This is a genomic window from Kribbella shirazensis, from assembly GCF_011761605.1.
In the GTDB taxonomy this organism is placed as follows: domain Bacteria; phylum Actinomycetota; class Actinomycetes; order Propionibacteriales; family Kribbellaceae; genus Kribbella; species Kribbella shirazensis.
The window spans coordinates 5,904,026-5,921,820 of record NZ_JAASRO010000001.1 but is presented as its reverse complement, the minus strand read 5'-3'; the positions used below and the strand labels follow the sequence as shown (position 1 = coordinate 5,921,820).

Genomic DNA, 17,795 nt, shown 5'->3' with positions numbered 1-17,795 from the left:
GTTCCTCCGAGATCAGTCGTCGAACGATCAGTTGTCGAACAGGGACAGGAGCTGCTGTACGCCGCTCGTCGGCCCGGTCAGGTGCAGCCGCAGCACCGGACGGCCGCGGTCGGCGAGCACCTTGGCGTCACCGGCGGCCTGCGCCGCGATCAGCCCGCCGAACGTGAACGGGCGGTCGGGGATCTCCACGTCCGCCGGCGGCGTCGCGGTGATCTGCAGGAACACGCCCTGCGGGTGGCCGCCCTTGTGGTACTGACCGGTGGAGTGCAGGAAGCGCGGACCCCATCCGAACGTCACCGGCCTGCCGGTCTGCTTCGCGAACGCGGTCCGGATCGACGCCAGGTCGGCGTCGCGCTCGGAGTCCAGGTAGGCCATGACAGCCAGGTAGCCCTTGTCGCCGAGCTGGTCCAGGAGCGTCGTGACGGCGCGCCTCAGGGTGTCGGCACCGTCCAGCAGGTCCGCGGAACCGCGAACCTCGACCGCACCGTCGGTGAACGCCGGCGGTTCCGGCTCGGGCTGCGCGTCGAGCAGGCCGCGGGCGGCCGACTTCGCGCTCTCCACGTCCGGCTGGTCGAACGGGTTGATCCCGAGCAGGTAGCCCGCGACCGCCGTCGCCATCTCCCACAGCAGGAACTGCCCGCCGAGCGAGCCCGAGGTCAGCGCCGTCGGGACTCCGCTCGTCGCCTTCTCGGCGAGCAGGGCGTTGGTCAGGTCAGCCGCCTCGCTGTGAAGCTCGGGCGCCCCGGCCTCGACCGCGACCGGGAGTACGCCGGTGCCGTTCTTGCCGGTGCTCTCCGCGATCAGCTGCTCGGCCCAGTCCGGGAACCCGACGATGCCGGAGCCCTCGGCCGCGATGATCGCCTTGTCCCGTCCCGCACTCGCCGCGAGCACCGCGCCGAGCCACAGGGCCGGGTTGTCGGTGGAGTCGGCCTGCAGCGCCGGAGCGGCCTCGGCCGCCTGGTCGAGCAGCTCGGCGATGTCGGCGCCGGCCAGACCGGACGGCACCAGGCCGAACGCCGTCAGCGCGCTGTACCGCCCGCCGACGTTCGGGTCCGCGAGGAACGTCTTGCGGTAGCCCTCGTCCGCCGACAGCTTCTCGAACGGCGAACCCGGGTCGGTCACCACGACGATCCGCGAGGCCGCGTCGATCCCCGCGTCGGCGAACGCCTTCGCGAAGGTACGGCGGTGACTGTCGGTCTCGACCGTGCCGCCGGACTTGCTGGACACCACGATCACGGTCTTCGACAGGTCGCCGTCCAGCGCCCGCTGCACGACACTCGGGTCGGTCGAGTCCAGAACGAAGAGCTCCACACCCGCCGTCCGGGTGATGACCTCCGGTGCCAGCGACGAGCCGCCCATACCGGACAGCACGATCCTGTCCAGGCCCTCCGACCGCAGGTCGGCCTGCAGCGCCTCGATCTCGGCCAGCAGCGGCCGCGAGGTCTCGTGCAGGTCGACCCAGCCGAGCCGGATCGACGCCTCGGACTCGGCCTCCGGCCCCCAGATCGTCGCGTCCTTCGCGGCGATCCGGGAGGCGATCTTCTCCGCGACCAGCTTGTCGACGACCTCGGCCCATTCGCCGTTCTGGGTGGTTACCTTGGGAGTGCTCACTTGGCAGCCGCCTTGAGGGCAGCCGCGACGGTGTCCTGCAGCTCCGACCAGGAGGCGTCGAACTTCGAGACGCCCTCGTCCTCGAGCAGCTGCACGACCTCGTCGTACGAGATGCCCAGCCGCTCCAGGTCGTCGATCACCAAGCGGTCGGCCGCGTAGTCGCCGCGGACCGTGTCACCGGTGATCTCGCTGTGCTCCTCGACCGCCTTGATCGTTGCCTCGGGCATCGTGTTGACCACGCCGCGGGTGACCAGGTTGTCGACGTACAGGGTGGGGGAGTACGACGGGTCCTTGGTACCCGTCGACGCCCACAGCGGACGCTGCGGCTTGGCGCCGGCGGTCTCGAGCTCGCGCCAGCGGTCGGAGGCGAAGATCTCCTCGTACGCCTGGAACGCGAGCCGCGCGTTGGCGATCGCGGCCTTGCCCTTCAGCGCCTTCGCCTCGTCGGTGCCGATCGCCTCGAGCCGCTTGTCGATCTCGCTGTCGACCCGGCTGACGAAGAACGACGCGACGCTGGCCATCTTGGTGACGTCGACGCCGTTCTCGACGGCCTGCTCCAGGCCGCTCAGGAACGCGTCGGCGACCGCCCTGTAGCGCTCGAGGGAGAAGATCAGCGTGACGTTCACGCTGATGCCGGCGGCCAGCGTCTGGGTGATCGCCGGCAGACCCGCCTTGGTGGCCGGGATCTTCACGAAGACGTTCTCGCGGCCGACGACGTCCCACAGTTGCTTGGCCTGCTCGACGGTCTTGGCGGTGTCGTGCGCCAGCGTCGGCTCGACCTCGATCGACACCCGGCCGTCCTGGCCCTCGGTGTCGTCGTACAGCGGCTTGAACAGGTCGGCGGCGTCGCGGACGTCGTCGGTGGTGATCACCCGGATCGCCTCGTCGACCGACACGCCCTGCGCGGCCAGCCGGCCGACCGTCTCGGCGTACGCGTCGGCGTCCGAGATGGCCTTGGCGAAGATCGTCGGGTTCGTGGTCACGCCGACCACGTGCTTGTCCTCGATCAGGGCCTGCAGGCTGCCGCTGGCCAGCCGCTCACGGGACAGGTCGTCGAGCCAGATGGAGACACCCGCGTCGGCGAGTGCTTTCAAGCGATCGTTCATGGTTCCGATGCCTTCTTCCGGAAGGTTCTGTTCTGTTGTGTCTGTGGTGTGGTGTCGTCAGTTGGCTTCGCCGGTGTCGGCCGGTCCGACCGGGCCGGCGGCGGCACGGCGCGGCGGGACACCCGGCCCGCTGACCTGCGCGGCCGCGGCGATGCTGTCCTTCGCGGCCTGGACGACGGCCTCGGTGGTGATGCCGAACTCGTCGTACAGCGTCTGGTACGCCGCCGACGCGCCGTAGTGCTCCAGGCTCACGCAGCGGCCGGAGTCGCCGACGATGTCGTGCCAGCTCTGCGCGATCCCGGCCTCGACCGAGACCCGGGCCCGGACGTCGGCCGGGATGACGGACTCGCGGTACGCGTCGTCCTGCTCGTCGAACCACTCGCGGGAGACCATCGAGACCACGCGGGCCTTGACGCCGTCGGCGGCCAGCACCTTCCGGGCCTCGACCGCGATCTGCAGCTCGGAGCCGGTGCCGATCAGCACCACGTCCGGAGTTCCGTCGGTGTCGAGCAGGACGTAGCCGCCCTTGTGCACGTTCTCCGTGGTGGCGAAGCCGTCGGTGCCACGCGGGAAGGTCGGCACGTTCTGCCGGGTCAGCGCGAGGCCGGCCGGGCGGTCGGTGTGCTCGAGGATCGTCGCCCACGCCGCCGCGGTCTCGTTGGCGTCACCCGGCCGGACGACGTCCAGGCCCGGGATCGCCCGCAGCGCGGACAGGTGCTCGATCGGCTGGTGCGTCGGACCGTCCTCGCCGAGGCCGATCGAGTCGTGCGTCCAGACGTAGGTCACGGGCAGCTGCATCAGCGCGGCCAGCCGGACGGCCGGGCGCATGTAGTCGGAGAAGACCAGGAACGTACCGCCGTACGGGCGGGTCAGGCCGTGCAGCGCGATGCCGTTGAGCACCGAGCCCATCGCGTGCTCGCGGATGCCGAAGTGCAGGACGCGGCCGTACTCGTCGCCGGAGAACTCCTTGGTCGAGTACTCCGCCGGGATGAAGGACGGCTGGCCCTTCGGGGTGGTGTTGTTCGACCCGGCGAGGTCGGCCGAGCCGCCCCACAGCTCGGGCAGCTCCGGCGCCAGCTTGGTCAGCACCTCACCGGACGCGGCGCGGGTCGCGACACCCTTGGCGTCGGCCTCCCAGCTCGGCAGCGCGTCCTTCCAGCCGCCCGGCAGTTCGCGCTTCGAGAGCCGGTCGAGCAACGCGGCGCGGTCGGGGTGCGCGGCCTTCCACTCGTCGAACTTCGCGCCCCACTCGGCCTCCAGGGCCTTGCCCCGGTCCAGCGCCTCGCGGGTGTGCGCGAGGACCTCGTCGGCGACCTGGAACGTCTGCTCCGGGTCCCAGCCGAGCACCTTCTTGGTGGCGGCGACCTCGTCGGCGCCGAGCGCCGAGCCGTGGATCTTGCCGGTGTTCTGCTTGTTCGGAGCCGGCCAGCCGATGATCGTGTGCAGCCGGATGAAGCTCGGCTTGTCGGTGACCGCCCGGGCCGCCTCCAGCGCGTCGTACAGCGCCTGGACGTCCTCCTCGTACCCGGTGCCGCCGAGCGTCCAGTCGACGTCCTGGACGTGCCAGCCGTACGCCGCGTAGCGGGCGGCGACGTCCTCGGACAGCGCGATATCGGTGTTGTCCTCGATCGAGATCTTGTTCGCGTCGTAGATGACGGTGAGGTTCCCGAGCTTCTGCGTGCCGGCCAGCGACGAGGCCTCGGACGCGACGCCCTCCTCGATGTCACCGTCGGAGGCGATCACGTAGACCTGGTGGTCGAACAGACCCTCGCCCTTCGGCGCGTCCGGGTCCAGCAGGCCGCGCTCGCGGCGGGCGGCCATCGCCATGCCGACCGCGTTGCCGATGCCCTGGCCGAGCGGACCGGTGGTGGTCTCGACGCCGGGGGTGTGCCGGTACTCCGGGTGGCCCGGGGTCTTGCTGCCCCACGTCCGCAGCGACTTCAGGTCGTCCAGCTCGAGGCCGAAGCCGGCCAGGTACAGCTGGATGTAGAGCGTCAGGCTCGAGTGCCCCGCGGACAGCACGAACCGGTCGCGGCCGGCCCAGTGCGGGTCCGCCGGGTTGTGCCGCATCACCTTCTGGAAGAGCAGGTACGCCGCCGGCGCCAGGCTCATCGCCGTACCGGGGTGTCCGTTCCCGACCTTCTCGACGGCGTCCATCGCGAGCACCCGTACGGTGTCGACCGCGCGCTGGTCGAGCTCGGTCCATTCAAGCTTTGGGCTGGTCTTCTCCGTCACGCCGGCGGCGCTCCTCTCGATGGTGCTCTTCTGGTGTCTGCTCAGGACGAGCCTACTGTGGCCGACCCGGTCCGCTGCGCACCGCTCACCTGTTTGTCAACCGTTCGCCAACCTTGGCTGTTCCCCGCCTGTCACCTTGTATGACAAGGCGTGTGAGGGCGGGTGTGACAGGGGGCACGAGAGGGGGGTGCGAGAACCCTCCTACGGGGCGTCGTAGACTGCTGAATCGTCAGCGCCGGAGTTCCGGCGTCAACCCACTCTGTTCGAGGTGTTCGTGACGGCCGTCGACCCGCGTCCCGCCGCGACGACGTCGTACCCGACGCCGCTGCCGGACGCTACCGCTGTACCAGCTGCAACGGTGAGTCCGTCGGTGCGCGACGTGGTGAAGGCGTACGTCGGTCTGACCAAGCCGCGCATCATCGAGCTGCTGCTGATCACCACCGTGCCGGTGATGTTCCTGGCGGCCGGCGGTGTGCCCGGGCTCGAGGTGGTCGTGGCCACCCTGATCGGCGGCATCCTCGCCTCCGGCAGCGCGAACACGATCAACTGCGTCCTCGACCGCGACATCGACGAGCAGATGCGCCGGACCCGGCGCCGCCCGTTGCCGCGGCACGCGGTCAGCCCGCGGTCGGCGACGGTCTTCGGGATCGTGCTCGGCGTGCTGGCCACGCTCGAGCTCGGCTTCTTCGTGAACTGGCTGTCCTCCGGCCTGGCGCTGGCGGCGAACCTGTTCTACGTCTTCGGCTACACGATGGTGCTCAAGCGCCGGACCGTGCAGAACATCGTCTGGGGCGGGATCGCCGGCTGCTTCCCGACGCTGATCGGCTGGACCGCGGTCACCGGCGAGCTCGCCTGGACCCCGGTCGTGCTGTTCCTGGTGGTGTTCTTCTGGACCCCGCCGCACACCTGGTCGCTCGCGATGCGGTACCGCGAGGACTACGCGTCGGTCGACGTACCGATGCTGCCCGTCGTCGCCACCCCGGTCGCCACCGCGCGGCAGATCATGGCGTACTCCGTGGTCATGGTGATCACGTCGGTCGCGCTCTGGCCGGTCGCCGACACCGGGTTCGTGTACCCGCTGGCCTCGGTCGTGCTCGGCTTCGTGTTCCTGCGCGAGGCCCGCCGGTTGTTGCTCCGGGCCCACACCGGCGCGGACGGCGCCGCCCTGCGGCCGATGCGGCTCTTCCACTTCTCGAATATCTACCTCGCACTGCTGTTCATCGCGGCGGCGATCGATCCCCTGCTGCACTGAGAGTTTTCCCTTGACCTGATCGTGATCTGGTGTTGCGATGGGGTCCTGCCTGTGGAGGGGGATCCACGCCTGGGGAGGCGCAGCGGCAGGGGGATTTCGCATGGGGGTACGAACACGTATCGCCGCGCTCGCGGCACTCGCGCTGACCGGGTCGGTCCTGGTCGCGGGGCCGGCCGAGGCCGGCGGCGGGCACCACTCGAGCCTGAAGCCGGTGGCCACGGGACTCAACGGCCCGCGCGGCGTCTCGACGTGGGCGAACAAGGTCATCTACGGCGTCAGCGACGGCTCGGTGTACGTGACCGACGGGCGCCGGACGCTGAAGCTCGGCACGGTGCCGGGCACGGGCGGATTCCCGCCCGCGATCGACACCAGCAAGTGGGGTGTGACGTACGCCCTCACGGGGGCGGGCGGTGAGCCGGGTCAGCCTCCGGCGCCGGGCAGCTCGACGCTGTACCGGATGCGGTACGGGAAGGCGCCGGTCAAGGTCGCCGACATCGCGGCGTACCAGCAGAAGGACCCGGATCCGTACGACCTGGAGGGCCACCCGACCGAGGCGAACCCGTTCGGCGTCGCCGCGCTCAGGGACGGCACGGTCCTGGTGGCGGACGCCGCCGGCAACGACCTGCTCCGGGTCTGGCCGAACGGTCACATCAAGACCGTCGCGAAGCTCAAGCCGCGGGTGGTGAAGGTCCCGGCCGGTCTGCCCGCCACGGACCCGGACGGCAACCCACTGCCACCGGCCGGTACGCCGATCCCGGCCGAGGCTGTCGCCACGTCGGTGACGGTCGGCTCCGACGGCTACTGGTACGTCGGTGAGCTCCGGGGCTTCCCGGCCACGCCGGGCACGTCGCAGATCTGGCGGATCAAGCCGGGCTCGGTGGGCGCGGTGTGCGACCCGGTCAACCCGTCCAAGGGCAACTGCCGGCGGTACGCCGACGGGTACACGTCGATCGTCGACCTGGCCGGTGGCCCGCGCGGCACCCTCGCGGTCGTCGAACTCGACAAGGCCAGCTGGCTCAAGTTCGAGCTGAGCGGCCCGACGAAGGGCGGTCTGTTCCTGCAGTACCCGGGCAAGCACCACAAGGCCGGGTACAAGCGTGAGCTGGTGAAGGACCAGCTGACGCTGCCGGGCGGCGTGGCCTTCAGCTGGAGCGGAGCGCTGTACGTCTCCGCACCGGTCTTCGGTCCCGGCGCGGTCTACCGGGTCAGGTACTGAGAGACGGCGGGGCGCCCGTTCAGGTCGCGGGCGTCCCGCGTTCGCCGTACACGGCGGTGACGAGTGCGATCAGCAGTCCGGCCAGGAACATGTGCACGAGGACCAGACCCCAGGGCAGGCCGGTGAAGTGCTGCGTGAAGCCGACGGCGCCCTGCAACAACTCGATCGCCAAGAGCCAGGCGGCCAGCTTCCGCAAGGTGCGGGACGTCGCCGTCACCCGGGTCGCGATCACCAAGGCGATCGTGATGCCGAGAAGGCCGAACACGACGTCCGCGTGCAGCTGACTGACGAGGTCCGGATCGAAGCCGTTGCGGCCGGTCTCCGGATCACCCGAGTGCGGCCCGGCGCCGGTGACGAGGGTGCCGAGCGCGACGGCCAGCCAGACCGCCACGACCGACGCGGTGGCGAGGGCGCGGACCACCGGGGGAGTGTGCGGGTACGGGCTCGTGCGCGACCGGCGCATCATCGAGACCGTCAGCGTGATGATGATCGGCGACACCAGGAAGTGCGCCGACACGATCCACGGGTTCAGCCCGGTGAGCACGCTGACGCCGCCGATGATGCCCTGCAGCGGGACGCCGAGCGCGGCCGCGGTCGCCAGCCGCCGCAGGTCCCGCCGGATCGGGCGGTAGCGCATGACGACCAGCCAGGTGAGGATCGCGACGATCGCGACGACGAAGCCGAGCATCCGGTTGGTGAACTCGATCGCGCCGTGGATGCCGAGCTCCGCGTGCGGGACGTACGAGTCGTCGGTGCAGGACGGCCAGGTCGGGCACCCGAGACCGGAGCCCGTCAGCCGGACCAGTCCGCCGGTGACCACGATGGCGATGTTCACCACCACCGACGCCCAGCCCCAGCGCCGGACGACGTCCAGGCTCGGCTCGGGCACCAGTCGCCAGAATCCACTCACTGGCTCGGTCTCTCGGGGCGGGGTCTCGGTCGTCATCACCGGCACACTCTAAAGGTCAGTCCCATGTGAACGTCTTGGAGACCAGGTACCCGAGCAGACCCGCCCACAGCGCGAGCGACAGGGCAGCGGCCCAGGGGATCACGCCCTCGACGGTCGAGTTCGCGAGCCCGCTGGCCAGCGCCGCGCTCGGCAGCAGCCGAACGACGCCCTGCATGCCCTCGGGGTACTCGTCGACAGGCGTCATGATCGCGCCGCCGACGAGCAGCAGCAGGTACAGGAGGTTGGCGGCGGCCAGGGTCGCCTCGGCCCGCAGTACGCCGGCCATCAGCAGACCGAGCGACGCGAACGCCGCCGTACCGCACAGGACGGTCAGGATCACGCCCAGGACGGCCTCGGCCCCGCCGACCGGCTTCCACCCGAGCGCGAACCCGGTGCCGATCAGTACGGCGAGCTGGATCAGCTCGACGATCAGGACCGCGCCGATCTTGCCCGCCAGCAGCCCGGTGCGGGACAGGGGAGAGGCGCCGAGGCGTTTGATGACGCCGTACCGGCGCTCGAATCCGGTCGCGATCGCCAGCGAGGTGAAGGAGGTCGACAGCACCGCCAGCGCCAGCACCCGGGGGACGGCCTCGTCGATCGGCCGGCCGCCGCCCAGCGGGAGCCGCTCACCCAGGCCGGTCGCGCCCAGCAATACGAGCGCACCCAGCGGGATGACCAGCGCCAGGAGCAGCTGCTCGCCGTTGCGAGTGAGCAGCTTGAACTCCATCCGGGTGTGCGCGAGCACCTTCCGCGGCCAGGGGGCGCTGCCCGGGCGCGGCGCGTAGGGGGCGGCTTCGGCGCTGCTCATCAGGACTCCCGCTTCGGCGCGGTCAGTTCGAGGAAGACGTCCTCGAGGGACTTCGTGTGGTGCTGGGTCAGCTCGTCGGGAGTGCCGGAGGCGATCACCTTGCCGGACGACACGACGTGCACCTGGTCGGACAGCTGCTCGGCCTCGTCCATCGCGTGGGTGGTGAGCACGACGGTCACGCCGTCGTCGCGCAGGTCCCGGATCAGCTGCCAGATCTCCCGCCTGCCGTGCGGGTCCAGCCCGGTCGTCGGCTCGTCGAGGAACGCGATCTCGGGCCGTCCCACGATCGCCAGTGCGAACGACAGCCGCTGCTTCTGACCACCCGAGAGCCGCCGGTACGGCGTCCGCCCGCAACTGCCCAGGTCCAGGCGCTCGACCAGTGCGGGGACCTCGAGCGGGTGGGTGTGCAGTGTCGCGACGTACCTGAGCATCTCGACCGCGCGGACGCCCGACCAGGCGCCGCCCTCCTGGAGCATCACGCCGATCTTCGGCATCAGCTCGTCGTGGTCGGCGAGCGGGTCCAGGCCGAGGACCCGGACGCTGCCCGAGTCCGGGCGCCGGAAGCCCTCACAGGTCTCGACGGTCGTGGTCTTGCCGGCACCGTTGGGTCCAAGGACAGCAGTTACACTCCCGGCGGTGACGGTGAGACTGAGGCCGTCGACCGCGGTCTTCTCGCCGTACCGCACGACGAGGTTGTCGATCTCCACCGCGACTGGCACAACGGCAGCATAGAGAACGCCCCGACGTGACCTCGCTCACGGTCCGGTCCCATGCCCCGCGTGGGCGCGGGAAGCGGTAAGGGGAGCCTTATTTGAAGGGCCCCGGGAATTACGCGACACTGATGTTGTGAAAAATCCTGCGACGAACGGAGCCGTCACCGGCGCCGCGCGGGACGAGTCCACCCGGGACCGGGTAGCACGCTCGATCCTGACCAATGGTCCGTCCAGCGCCGCGGTGCTGGCGGAGCGGCTCGAGCTGACCCCGGCGGCGGTCCGCCGGCACCTGGACCACCTGCTCGACGAGGGCCTGGTGGAGTCCCGGGAGGAGCGCGTCTACGGTCCCCGCGGCCGCGGCCGCCCCGCGAAGGTGTTCGCGCTGACCGACACCGGCCGGCACGCGTTCCACACCGCGTACGACGACCTGGCGGCGACCGCGATGCGGTTCATCGCCGAGGCCGGCGGTGACGACGCGGTGGCGGAGTTCGCCCGGCGGCGCGTCGCCGAGGTGGAAGAGCGCTACCGGGACCTGCTCGCGCAGGCCCCCGAGAACAAGAAGGCGGAGGTGCTCGCCCAGGCCCTGACGGCCGACGGGTACGCCGCCTCGACGGCGGAGGCGGGCCACGGCGCCCAGCTCTGCCAGCACCACTGCCCGGTCGCGCACGTGGCCGAGCAGTTCCCCCAGCTGTGCGAGGCCGAGACCGAGGTGTTCTCGAGACTCCTCGGCAAGCACGTGCAGCGCCTGGCCACCATCGCCCACGGCGACGGTGTCTGTACGACACACATCCCGGGTCCCACCCCGGTTTCCCCTGTATCCGACGGCGAATCTGCGAGGACTGCACGATGACGCAAACCGCTCACCCCGAACTGGAAGGCCTCGGCAACTACCAGTACGGCTGGGCCGACTCCGACGCTGCCGGCGCGGTCGCGAAGCGCGGCCTGAGTGCCGACGTCGTGCGGGGCATCTCCACCCTCAAGAACGAGCCGGAGTGGATGCTCGACCTGCGGCTGAAGGGCCTGAAGCTCTTCGACCGCAAGCCGATGCCGTCCTGGGGCGCCGACCTGTCCGGGATCGACTTCGACAACATCAAGTACTTCGTCCGGTCCACCGAGAAGCAGGCCACCTCGTGGGAGGAGCTGCCGCCGGACATCAAGAACACCTACGACAAGCTCGGCATCCCGGAGGCGGAGAAGCAGCGCCTGGTCGCCGGTGTCGCCGCGCAGTACGAGTCCGAGGTCGTCTACCACCAGATCCGTGAGGACCTGGAGGCCCAGGGCGTCATCTTCCTGGACACCGACACCGGCCTGAAGGAGCACCCGGAGCTCTTCAAGGAGTACTTCGGCTCCGTCATCCCGGTCGGCGACAACAAGTTCGCCTCGCTGAACACCGCGGTCTGGTCCGGCGGCTCGTTCATCTACGTCCCCAAGGGCGTCAAGGTGGACATCCCGCTGCAGGCGTACTTCCGGATCAACACCGAGAACATGGGTCAGTTCGAGCGGACCCTGATCATCGTCGACGAGGGCGCCTACGTGCACTACGTCGAGGGCTGTACGGCGCCGATCTACAAGTCGGACTCGCTGCACTCCGCGGTCGTCGAGATCATCGTGAAGAAGGGCGCCCGCTGCCGCTACACGACGATCCAGAACTGGTCGAACAACGTCTACAACCTGGTCACCAAGCGCGCCACCTGCGAGGAGGGCGCGACCATGGAGTGGATCGACGGCAACATCGGCTCCAAGGTGACGATGAAGTACCCGGCCGTCTACCTGATGGGCGAGCACGCCAAGGGCGAGACCCTGTCGGTCGCGTTCGCGGGCGAGGGCCAGCACCAGGACGCCGGTTCCAAGATGGTGCACAACGCGCCGTACACCTCCAGCTCGATCGTCTCGAAGTCGGTGGCCCGCGGCGGCGGCCGGACGTCGTACCGCGGTCTGGTCGAGGTGGCGCCGGGCTCGCACCACAGCAAGTCCACGGTGCGCTGTGACGCGCTGCTGGTCGACACCATCAGCCGTTCGGACACCTACCCGTACGTCGACGTCCGCGAGGACGACGTGGCGATGGGGCACGAGGCGACCGTGTCCAAGGTCAGCGACGACCAGCTCTTCTACCTGATGAGCCGGGGCATGGCCGAGGACGAGGCGATGGCGATGATCGTCCGCGGCTTCATCGAGCCGATCGCCCGCGAGCTCCCGATGGAGTACGCGCTGGAACTGAACCGTTTGATCGAGCTGCAGATGGAAGGGGCCGTCGGCTGATGTCCTCAGCAGAGACACTGGTTGCCACCGGCAATCGGGCACACTCCCACGGGCCGGGCTCCCCGGTCCCGCTCCAGGCCCGCAGCGAGCGGCCGACGTCGTACGACGTCGCCGACTTCGCGGTGCCGAACGGGCGCGAGGAGGAGTGGCGTTTCACCCCGGTGAAGCAGCTCAAGGCGCTGTTCGAGGACGCGGCCGGCACCGAGACCCCGAAGGTGGACGCGTCCGGCCCGGAGGGCGTGGTGATCGAGCCGGTCGCCGCCGACGCCTTCAAGGTCGGTACGCCGCAGGACCGGACGGCGGCCGTCGCGTGGAACCACGCCGCGGAGGCGCTGGCGGTGCGGATCCCGGTCGAGGCCGAGCTGACCGAGCCGGTGCACGTGAACGTCGCGAGCCTCGGCGGCCGCGGCTTCAGCCACCTGGTCGTCGAGGCCGGCCGGCACAGCAAGTCGATCGTGATCATCGACCACACCGGCGCCGGTGAGCTGAGCGGCAACGTCGAGATCGTCGTCGGCGACGGCGCGGACCTGCGGATCGTCTCGATCCAGCAGGGCGACCACGAGTCGATCCACCTGGCACAGCACGACGCGCTGGTCGGCCGGGACGCCCGGCTGCACCACGTCGCGGTGACGCTCGGCGGCAAGATCGTCCGGATCGGCACCAACGTCCGGTACGCCGGTCCCGGCGGCGACGCCGAACTGGTCGGCGTGTACTTCGCCGAATCCGGCCAGCACCACGAGCACCGGCTGTTCGTCGACCACGAGGCCACGCACTGCAAGAGCAACGTGCTCTACAAGGGCGCGCTGGCCGGGGACGACGCCCGCTCGGTGTGGATCGGCGACGTGCTGATCCGGGCCGCGGCCGAGGGCACCGACACCTTCGAGCTGAACCGGAACCTGGTGCTCACCGACGGCGCCCGCGCCGACTCGGTGCCGAACCTGGAGATCGAGACCGGCGAGATCGAGGGCGCCGGTCACGCGTCCGCGACCGGGCGGTTCGACGACGAGCAGCTGTTCTACCTGCAGGCCCGCGGCATCCCCGAGGACGCGGCGCGGCGGCTGGTGGTCTCCGGCTTCTTCAACGACATCATCGGCAAGATCGGCGTCCCCGAGGTCACCGAGCACCTGCACGACGTGATCGAGCAGAAGCTCGCCCGGACGGCCGAGTTGAGTGCCGCCGCCGCGAAGGCGACCGGCCAGAGCACGGTGGTCGCGGGACAGTGAGCGACACGTTCGAGCGCGCCTGCGCCGCCGCCGACGTACCCGACGAGGGTGTGATCCCGGTCGAGGTCGGCGGTGTCGAGGTCGCGGTCGTGAAGAGCGAGGGACAGTACTTCGCGGTGCGGGACGAGTGCTCGCACGCGCAGATCCAGCTGTCCGAGGGTGACGTCGGCGAGTGCGAGATCGAGTGCTGGCTGCACGGGTCCCGCTTCGACCTGCGCACCGGTGAGCCGACCAGCCTGCCGGCCTACGACCCGGTGCCGATCTACCCGGTGCGCCTCGACGGCGACGACGTACTCGTCGACGTGAAGAACCCCCTGAACCAGCCAAACCTGTAAGCACAGTCCTGTAAACCAGACGGAGATAGACAAACCTCATGGCGACACTCGAGATCCGCGACCTGCACGTGTCGGTCGACACCGAGAACGGCCCGAAGCAGATCCTGCGCGGCGTCGATCTGACCATCGCCGGTGGTCAGACGCACGCGATCATGGGCCCGAACGGCTCCGGCAAGTCGACGCTGGCGTACTCGATCGCCGGGCACCCGAAGTACAACATCACCAGCGGCACGGTGACGCTGGACGGCGAGGACGTGCTCGACATGTCCGTCGACGAGCGCGCCCGAGCCGGCCTGTTCCTGGCGATGCAGTACCCCGTCGAGGTACCGGGCGTCTCGGTGGCGAACTTCCTGCGCACCGCGAAGACCGCGATCGACGGCGAGGCGCCGAAGCTGCGGACCTGGGTGAAGGACGTCAACAAGGCGCTGTCCGACCTGGACATGGACGCCGACTTCGCGCAGCGCAACGTCAACGAGGGCTTCTCCGGTGGCGAGAAGAAGCGCCACGAGATCGTCCAGCTGGAGCTGCTGCGCCCGAAGATCGCGATCCTCGACGAGACCGACTCCGGCCTCGACATCGACGCGCTGAAGATCGTCTCCGAGGGCGTCAACCGGTTCGCCTCCGAGGGGGACAAGGGCGTGCTGCTGATCACCCACTACACGCGAATCCTCCGCTACATCAAGCCGGACTTCGTGCACGTCTTCGTCGACGGCCGCGTCGCCGAGGAGGGTGGCCCGGAGCTGGCCGAGGAGCTCGAGGCCAACGGCTACGAGCGGTTCCTGAAGGCAGGCGCGAAGTGACCGACGCCCGGACCTCGTTCAGCAGTCCCCTGGACCTGCAGTCGGTCCGGGCGGACTTCCCCATCCTCGCCCGCGAGCTCGCGGGCGGGCACCCGCTGGTCTACCTGGACTCGGCGAACTCCTCGCAGAAGCCGCGCCAGGTGGTCCAGGCCCTCGAGGACCACTACCTCCAGCACAACGCGAACGTCGCCCGGGCCATGCACCAGCTCGGCGCCGAGGCGACCGCGGCGTACGAGGGCGGCCGGGACAAGGTGGCCGCCTTCATCGGCGCGCCCAGCCGGGACGAGATCGTCTTCACCAAGAACGCCTCCGAGGCGCTCAACCTGGCCGCGCACACGCTCGGCGCGTCCCTGAAGCCCGGTGACGTCGTGGTGATCTCCGAGATGGAGCACCACAGCAACATCGTCCCGTGGCAGCTCGCCTGTGAGCGCACCGGCGCGACGCTGAAGTGGTTCGGCGTGACCGACGACGGGCGGCTCGACCTCAGCACCATCGACGAGCTGCTCACCGAGAACACCAAGGTCGTCGCGCTGACCTGGGTGTCGAACGCGCTCGGCACGATCAACCCGATCACCGACATCGCCGCCAAGGCCCACGCGGTCGGCGCGACGATGGTCGTGGACGCGTCCCAGGCGGTCCCGCAGTTCCCGGTCGACGTGTCCACGCTCGGTGCGGACATCGTCGTGTTCACCGGTCACAAGGCCGTCGGCCCGACCGGCATCGGTGTGCTGTGGGGCCGGTACGAGCTGCTCGCCGAGCTGCCGCCGTTCCTCGGCGGTGGCGAGATGATCGAGGTCGTCCGGATGACCGGCTCGACGTACGCGCCGCCGCCGGCCCGGTTCGAGGCCGGTACGCCGCCGATCGCGCAGGCGGTCGGACTGGGGGCGGCCGTGGACTATCTGGCCGGTATCGGCATGGACAAGATCGCCGCGCACGAGCACGCGATCGTCGAGTACGCGCTGGAGGGGCTGAAGACGGTCCCGGGGCTGAAGCTCCTCGGGCCGACCGACGCCACGGATCACGGCGGCGCGATCAGCTTCGCGCTGGACGGCGTACATCCGCACGACGTGTCGACCGTGCTGGACACCCGCGGGATCGCGGTCCGGGCCGGGCACCACTGCGCGCGGCCGGTGCACGAGCGGTTCGGAATGCAATCGTCGACCAGAGCGTCTTTCTATCTGTACACGACCCCGCAGGAGATCGAGGCGCTCGTCGACGGCCTCGGATTCGTCCGGTCATTCTTCAAGGTGGACTGATATGCAGCTCGACGCCCTGTACCAGGAGATCATCCTGGATCACTACCGCAGCCCGCACCATGCAGGCCTCGCGGACCCGTACGACGTGGAGGTGCACCACGTGAACCCGTCCTGCGGGGACGAGGTCACACTCCGGGTCGAGCTGGACGGCGACACCGTGAAGGGCCTCACCCACGAGAGCGTCGGCTGCTCGATCAGCCAGGCGGCCACGTCGGTGATGTCGGACCTGGTGATCGGCAAGCCGGTGTCCGAGGGGATGGCGACGTACGAGAAGTTCCTCGAGCTGATGCAGGGCCGGGGGAATGTCGAACCGGACGAAGAGGTTCTGGAGGACGGCGTCGCGTTCGCGGGCGTCGCGCAGTTCCCGGCCCGCGTGAAGTGCGCACTGCTGGGCTGGTCGGCGTGGCGGGATGCCACGGCGCGGGCCCTCGCAGCCAACGAAGGAGTGAAGAATGCCTGACCAGACCGACGAGAAGATCGAGCTGCCCGAGGTCGACCTCGAGGCTGCGCAGGCGGGTACGACGCCGGCCAAGGTCGAGGACGTCAACGAGGCCCTCAAGGACGTCGTCGACCCCGAGCTCGGCATCAACGTGGTCGACCTGGGCCTGATCTACGGCATCACCGTGGACGACACCAGTACGGCGATCATCGACATGACGCTGACGTCCGCGGCCTGCCCGCTGACCGACGTGATCGAGGACCAGACCCGGATGGCGCTCGACGGCCTGGTCAACGACTTCCGGATCAACTGGGTCTGGATGCCGCCGTGGGGCCCGGAGAAGATCACCGACGACGGCCGCGACCAGCTGCGGGCGCTCGGCTTCAACGTGTGAGCCGCACCGTCCACGTGGCGCCGGAGCGGTTGGACAGGTGGCTGACCGGCTTCGGCGAACGGCACGGTGAGGTCCGGTACGACGTGACGCCGACGAGCGTCACACTGTCCGCCGAGGACGGGTCGTCCGCGGTCGTCACCGTGCCGTTCGAGCCCCTCGCGGTGTTGTCCCGCGAGGGGCTCGTCGCGCAGGTGTTGACCGAGCGGCGGCTCGGCGTCCTGCTCGTCCGGCGCGGCGGCTACGGCGCCGGGGTGTTTGCCGGCGGCAAGCTTCTGGACTCGAAGGTCGGGTCCCGCCATGTGCAGGGGACGACCAAGGCCGGCGGCTGGTCACAGCAGCGGTACGCGCGCCGGCGGGACAACCAGGCGCGGGAGGCCTTCGCGGCCGCGACCGAGGTGGCGGTGCGGATCCTGGCGCCGGCGAAGCTCGACGTGCTGGTGTGCGGGGGAGACCGGCGGGCCGTCGACACCGTGCTCGACGATCCGCGGCTGCGGGAGCTCGCCGCACTGGTCCGGCCGCCGTTCCTCGGCGTACCGGACCCGAAGCAGAAGGTCCTCGAACAGGCCGGGGCCGACGCCCGGGCGATCCGGATCGAGGTCGATCAGCCTTCGGGGCTGTGAAAGTCGCGGAAGTCCTGCAGCACGCCGCGGAAGTACTCCAGGTCCTCGTCCAGCCGGGCGCGGGTGAGCATGTGCGGGTCCTCGGACACGGCTGCCGCGCCGGCCGTCGACCAGATCCCCGACGCGGGAACCCGGTCGGCACCCTCGGGAATGAACCGCAGCGCTTGCACGGTCGCGTCGGCGGCCAGTTCCCAGCCCAGCTCGACGTAGTAGCGCTTCTTGCGGTACTCCGGGTCATAGCCGGCCGGTTCGGGCTCGGCGGAGAAGTTCATCTGGTCCTCGATCGCGCGGTCGCCGTACAGGTGCGCGACCTTGACCCATTCCGCGGCGTCGATCAGCCGCGACTGGCCCAATCCGAAATGCGCGCCGGTCAGGGTGGTCGTGCGCTCGGACGTGTACGGAACGGTGATCTCGCCGACCGGTGACGCGTAGAGCCAGGCGTCCGGTCCCTCGGTGATGTTGTCGCCGGGCTCCAGCGGTGGCGCCGGCTTCAGCTCGTCGCCGGGTCGGGGTTCGGCTTCCGCGAGTTTCAGGGCCACATAGATCTGGGCCTCCCACAGACTCCGCGCGATCAGCATC

18 protein-coding genes are annotated in these 17,795 nt (G+C 69.9%); 11 read left to right on the top strand and 7 right to left on the bottom strand.

All coding sequences use genetic code 11. From position 1 onward, the window contains the following. Window positions 1–27: 27 nt before the first annotated feature. The 3 genes from BJY22_RS28560 to tkt are packed head-to-tail and all read right to left on the bottom strand — an operon-like array spanning window position 28 to window position 4,952. The gene (locus BJY22_RS28560) at window positions 28–1,611 is read right to left on the bottom strand and encodes a glucose-6-phosphate isomerase (RefSeq protein ID WP_167212678.1); all 1,584 of its coding nucleotides are present in this window, start codon (window positions 1,609–1,611) and stop codon (window positions 28–30) included. After that, the gene (gene tal / locus BJY22_RS28555) at window positions 1,608–2,717 is read right to left on the bottom strand and encodes a transaldolase (protein ID WP_167212675.1); all 1,110 of its coding nucleotides are present in this window, start codon (window positions 2,715–2,717) and stop codon (window positions 1,608–1,610) included. Before tal ends, BJY22_RS28560 begins: the two co-directional genes overlap by 4 nt. Before the next feature lie 57 nt (window positions 2,718–2,774). Continuing rightward, the gene (gene tkt / locus BJY22_RS28550; RefSeq protein ID WP_167212672.1) at window positions 2,775–4,952 is read right to left on the bottom strand and encodes a transketolase; all 2,178 of its coding nucleotides are present in this window, start codon (window positions 4,950–4,952) and stop codon (window positions 2,775–2,777) included. A 274-nt stretch (window positions 4,953–5,226) separates the two neighbouring features. On the opposite strand from tkt, the gene BJY22_RS28545 reads away from it, so the two are divergent. Then, window positions 5,227–6,204, top strand: coding sequence for a heme o synthase (locus BJY22_RS28545; protein WP_420371433.1), 978 nt, complete (start codon window positions 5,227–5,229; stop codon window positions 6,202–6,204). Window positions 6,205–6,304: 100 nt separating this feature from the next. After that, window positions 6,305–7,420, top strand: a complete 1,116-nt coding sequence (locus BJY22_RS28540; protein WP_167212665.1) for a ScyD/ScyE family protein — start codon at window positions 6,305–6,307, stop codon at window positions 7,418–7,420. Between the two features lie 19 nt (window positions 7,421–7,439). On the opposite strand, the gene BJY22_RS28535 is transcribed toward BJY22_RS28540, so the two are convergent. From BJY22_RS28535 to BJY22_RS42645, 3 genes are read right to left on the bottom strand one after another with little or no spacing between them, the layout of a single operon-like run. Beyond that, window positions 7,440–8,366, bottom strand: coding sequence for a COX15/CtaA family protein (locus BJY22_RS28535; protein ID WP_167218760.1), 927 nt, complete (start codon window positions 8,364–8,366; stop codon window positions 7,440–7,442). Between the two features lie 19 nt (window positions 8,367–8,385). Next, on the bottom strand, window positions 8,386–9,177 hold the full coding sequence (locus BJY22_RS28530) for an ABC transporter permease (RefSeq protein WP_167212662.1): 792 nt from the start codon (window positions 9,175–9,177) through the stop codon (window positions 8,386–8,388). Continuing rightward, window positions 9,177–9,896 carry an ABC transporter ATP-binding protein gene (locus BJY22_RS42645; protein ID WP_337759317.1) on the bottom strand — a complete coding sequence of 240 codons (720 nt, stop codon included), beginning with the start codon at window positions 9,894–9,896 and terminating at the stop codon, window positions 9,177–9,179. Before BJY22_RS42645 ends, BJY22_RS28530 begins: the two co-directional genes overlap by 1 nt. A 127-nt stretch (window positions 9,897–10,023) precedes the next feature. Here BJY22_RS42645 and BJY22_RS28520 point away from each other — a divergent pair, with 127 nt between their 5' ends. From BJY22_RS28520 to BJY22_RS28480, 9 genes are read left to right on the top strand one after another with little or no spacing between them, the layout of a single operon-like run. After that, complete coding sequence (locus tag BJY22_RS28520; RefSeq protein WP_167212659.1) at window positions 10,024–10,740, top strand: helix-turn-helix domain-containing protein; 717 nt, start codon at window positions 10,024–10,026, stop codon at window positions 10,738–10,740. Next, window positions 10,737–12,149, top strand: coding sequence for a Fe-S cluster assembly protein SufB (gene sufB / locus BJY22_RS28515; protein ID WP_167212656.1), 1,413 nt, complete (start codon window positions 10,737–10,739; stop codon window positions 12,147–12,149). Before BJY22_RS28520 ends, sufB begins: the two co-directional genes overlap by 4 nt. Then, window positions 12,149–13,372 (top strand): Fe-S cluster assembly protein SufD, encoded by a 1,224-nt coding sequence (gene sufD, locus BJY22_RS28510; RefSeq protein ID WP_167212653.1) that lies wholly within the window; start codon window positions 12,149–12,151, stop codon window positions 13,370–13,372. Before sufB ends, sufD begins: the two co-directional genes overlap by 1 nt. Further along, window positions 13,369–13,707 carry a non-heme iron oxygenase ferredoxin subunit gene (locus BJY22_RS28505; RefSeq protein ID WP_167212652.1) on the top strand — a complete coding sequence of 113 codons (339 nt, stop codon included), beginning with the start codon at window positions 13,369–13,371 and terminating at the stop codon, window positions 13,705–13,707. The genes sufD and BJY22_RS28505 overlap by 4 nt, the downstream gene beginning before the upstream one ends. A gap of 38 nt (window positions 13,708–13,745) precedes the next feature. Then, entirely contained in the window at window positions 13,746–14,507 is a 762-nt protein-coding gene (gene sufC / locus BJY22_RS28500) for a Fe-S cluster assembly ATPase SufC (protein WP_167212650.1), read from the top strand. Then, window positions 14,504–15,763, top strand: a complete 1,260-nt coding sequence (locus BJY22_RS28495; protein WP_167212649.1) for a SufS family cysteine desulfurase — start codon at window positions 14,504–14,506, stop codon at window positions 15,761–15,763. Before sufC ends, BJY22_RS28495 begins: the two co-directional genes overlap by 4 nt. Before the next feature lies 1 nt (window position 15,764). Next, on the top strand, window positions 15,765–16,223 hold the full coding sequence (gene sufU / locus BJY22_RS28490; RefSeq protein WP_167212647.1) for a Fe-S cluster assembly sulfur transfer protein SufU: 459 nt from the start codon (window positions 15,765–15,767) through the stop codon (window positions 16,221–16,223). Further along, window positions 16,216–16,596 (top strand): metal-sulfur cluster assembly factor, encoded by a 381-nt coding sequence (locus BJY22_RS28485; protein WP_167212646.1) that lies wholly within the window; start codon window positions 16,216–16,218, stop codon window positions 16,594–16,596. Before sufU ends, BJY22_RS28485 begins: the two co-directional genes overlap by 8 nt. Then, window positions 16,593–17,216, top strand: coding sequence for an acVLRF1 family peptidyl-tRNA hydrolase (locus tag BJY22_RS28480; protein ID WP_337759310.1), 624 nt, complete (start codon window positions 16,593–16,595; stop codon window positions 17,214–17,216). The genes BJY22_RS28485 and BJY22_RS28480 overlap by 4 nt, the downstream gene beginning before the upstream one ends. On the opposite strand, the gene BJY22_RS28475 is transcribed toward BJY22_RS28480, so the two are convergent. Further along, complete coding sequence (locus tag BJY22_RS28475) at window positions 17,198–17,794, bottom strand: hypothetical protein (RefSeq protein WP_167212644.1); 597 nt, start codon at window positions 17,792–17,794, stop codon at window positions 17,198–17,200. The genes BJY22_RS28480 and BJY22_RS28475 overlap by 19 nt on opposite strands. Window position 17,795 lies beyond the last annotated feature (1 nt).

Excerpts from the sequence above, each read along its gene's own strand:
- BJY22_RS28475 (WP_167212644.1), bottom strand. The coding sequence starts at position 17,794 with ATGCTGATCGCGCGGAGTCTGTGGGAGGCCCAGATCTATGTGGCCCTG.
- BJY22_RS28530 (WP_167212662.1), bottom strand. The coding sequence starts at position 9,177 with ATGAGCAGCGCCGAAGCCGCCCCCTACGCGCCGCGCCCGGGCAGCGCC.
- sufU (WP_167212647.1), top strand. The coding sequence starts at position 15,765 with ATGCAGCTCGACGCCCTGTACCAGGAGATCATCCTGGATCACTACCGC.
- BJY22_RS28535 (WP_167218760.1), bottom strand. The coding sequence starts at position 8,366 with ATGACGACCGAGACCCCGCCCCGAGAGACCGAGCCAGTGAGTGGATTC.
- BJY22_RS28540 (WP_167212665.1), top strand. The coding sequence starts at position 6,305 with ATGGGGGTACGAACACGTATCGCCGCGCTCGCGGCACTCGCGCTGACC.
- sufC (WP_167212650.1), top strand. The coding sequence starts at position 13,746 with ATGGCGACACTCGAGATCCGCGACCTGCACGTGTCGGTCGACACCGAG.
- tal (WP_167212675.1), bottom strand. The coding sequence starts at position 2,717 with ATGAACGATCGCTTGAAAGCACTCGCCGACGCGGGTGTCTCCATCTGG.
- sufD (WP_167212653.1), top strand. The coding sequence starts at position 12,149 with ATGTCCTCAGCAGAGACACTGGTTGCCACCGGCAATCGGGCACACTCC.
- BJY22_RS28485 (WP_167212646.1), top strand. The coding sequence starts at position 16,216 with ATGCCTGACCAGACCGACGAGAAGATCGAGCTGCCCGAGGTCGACCTC.
- sufB (WP_167212656.1), top strand. The coding sequence starts at position 10,737 with ATGACGCAAACCGCTCACCCCGAACTGGAAGGCCTCGGCAACTACCAG.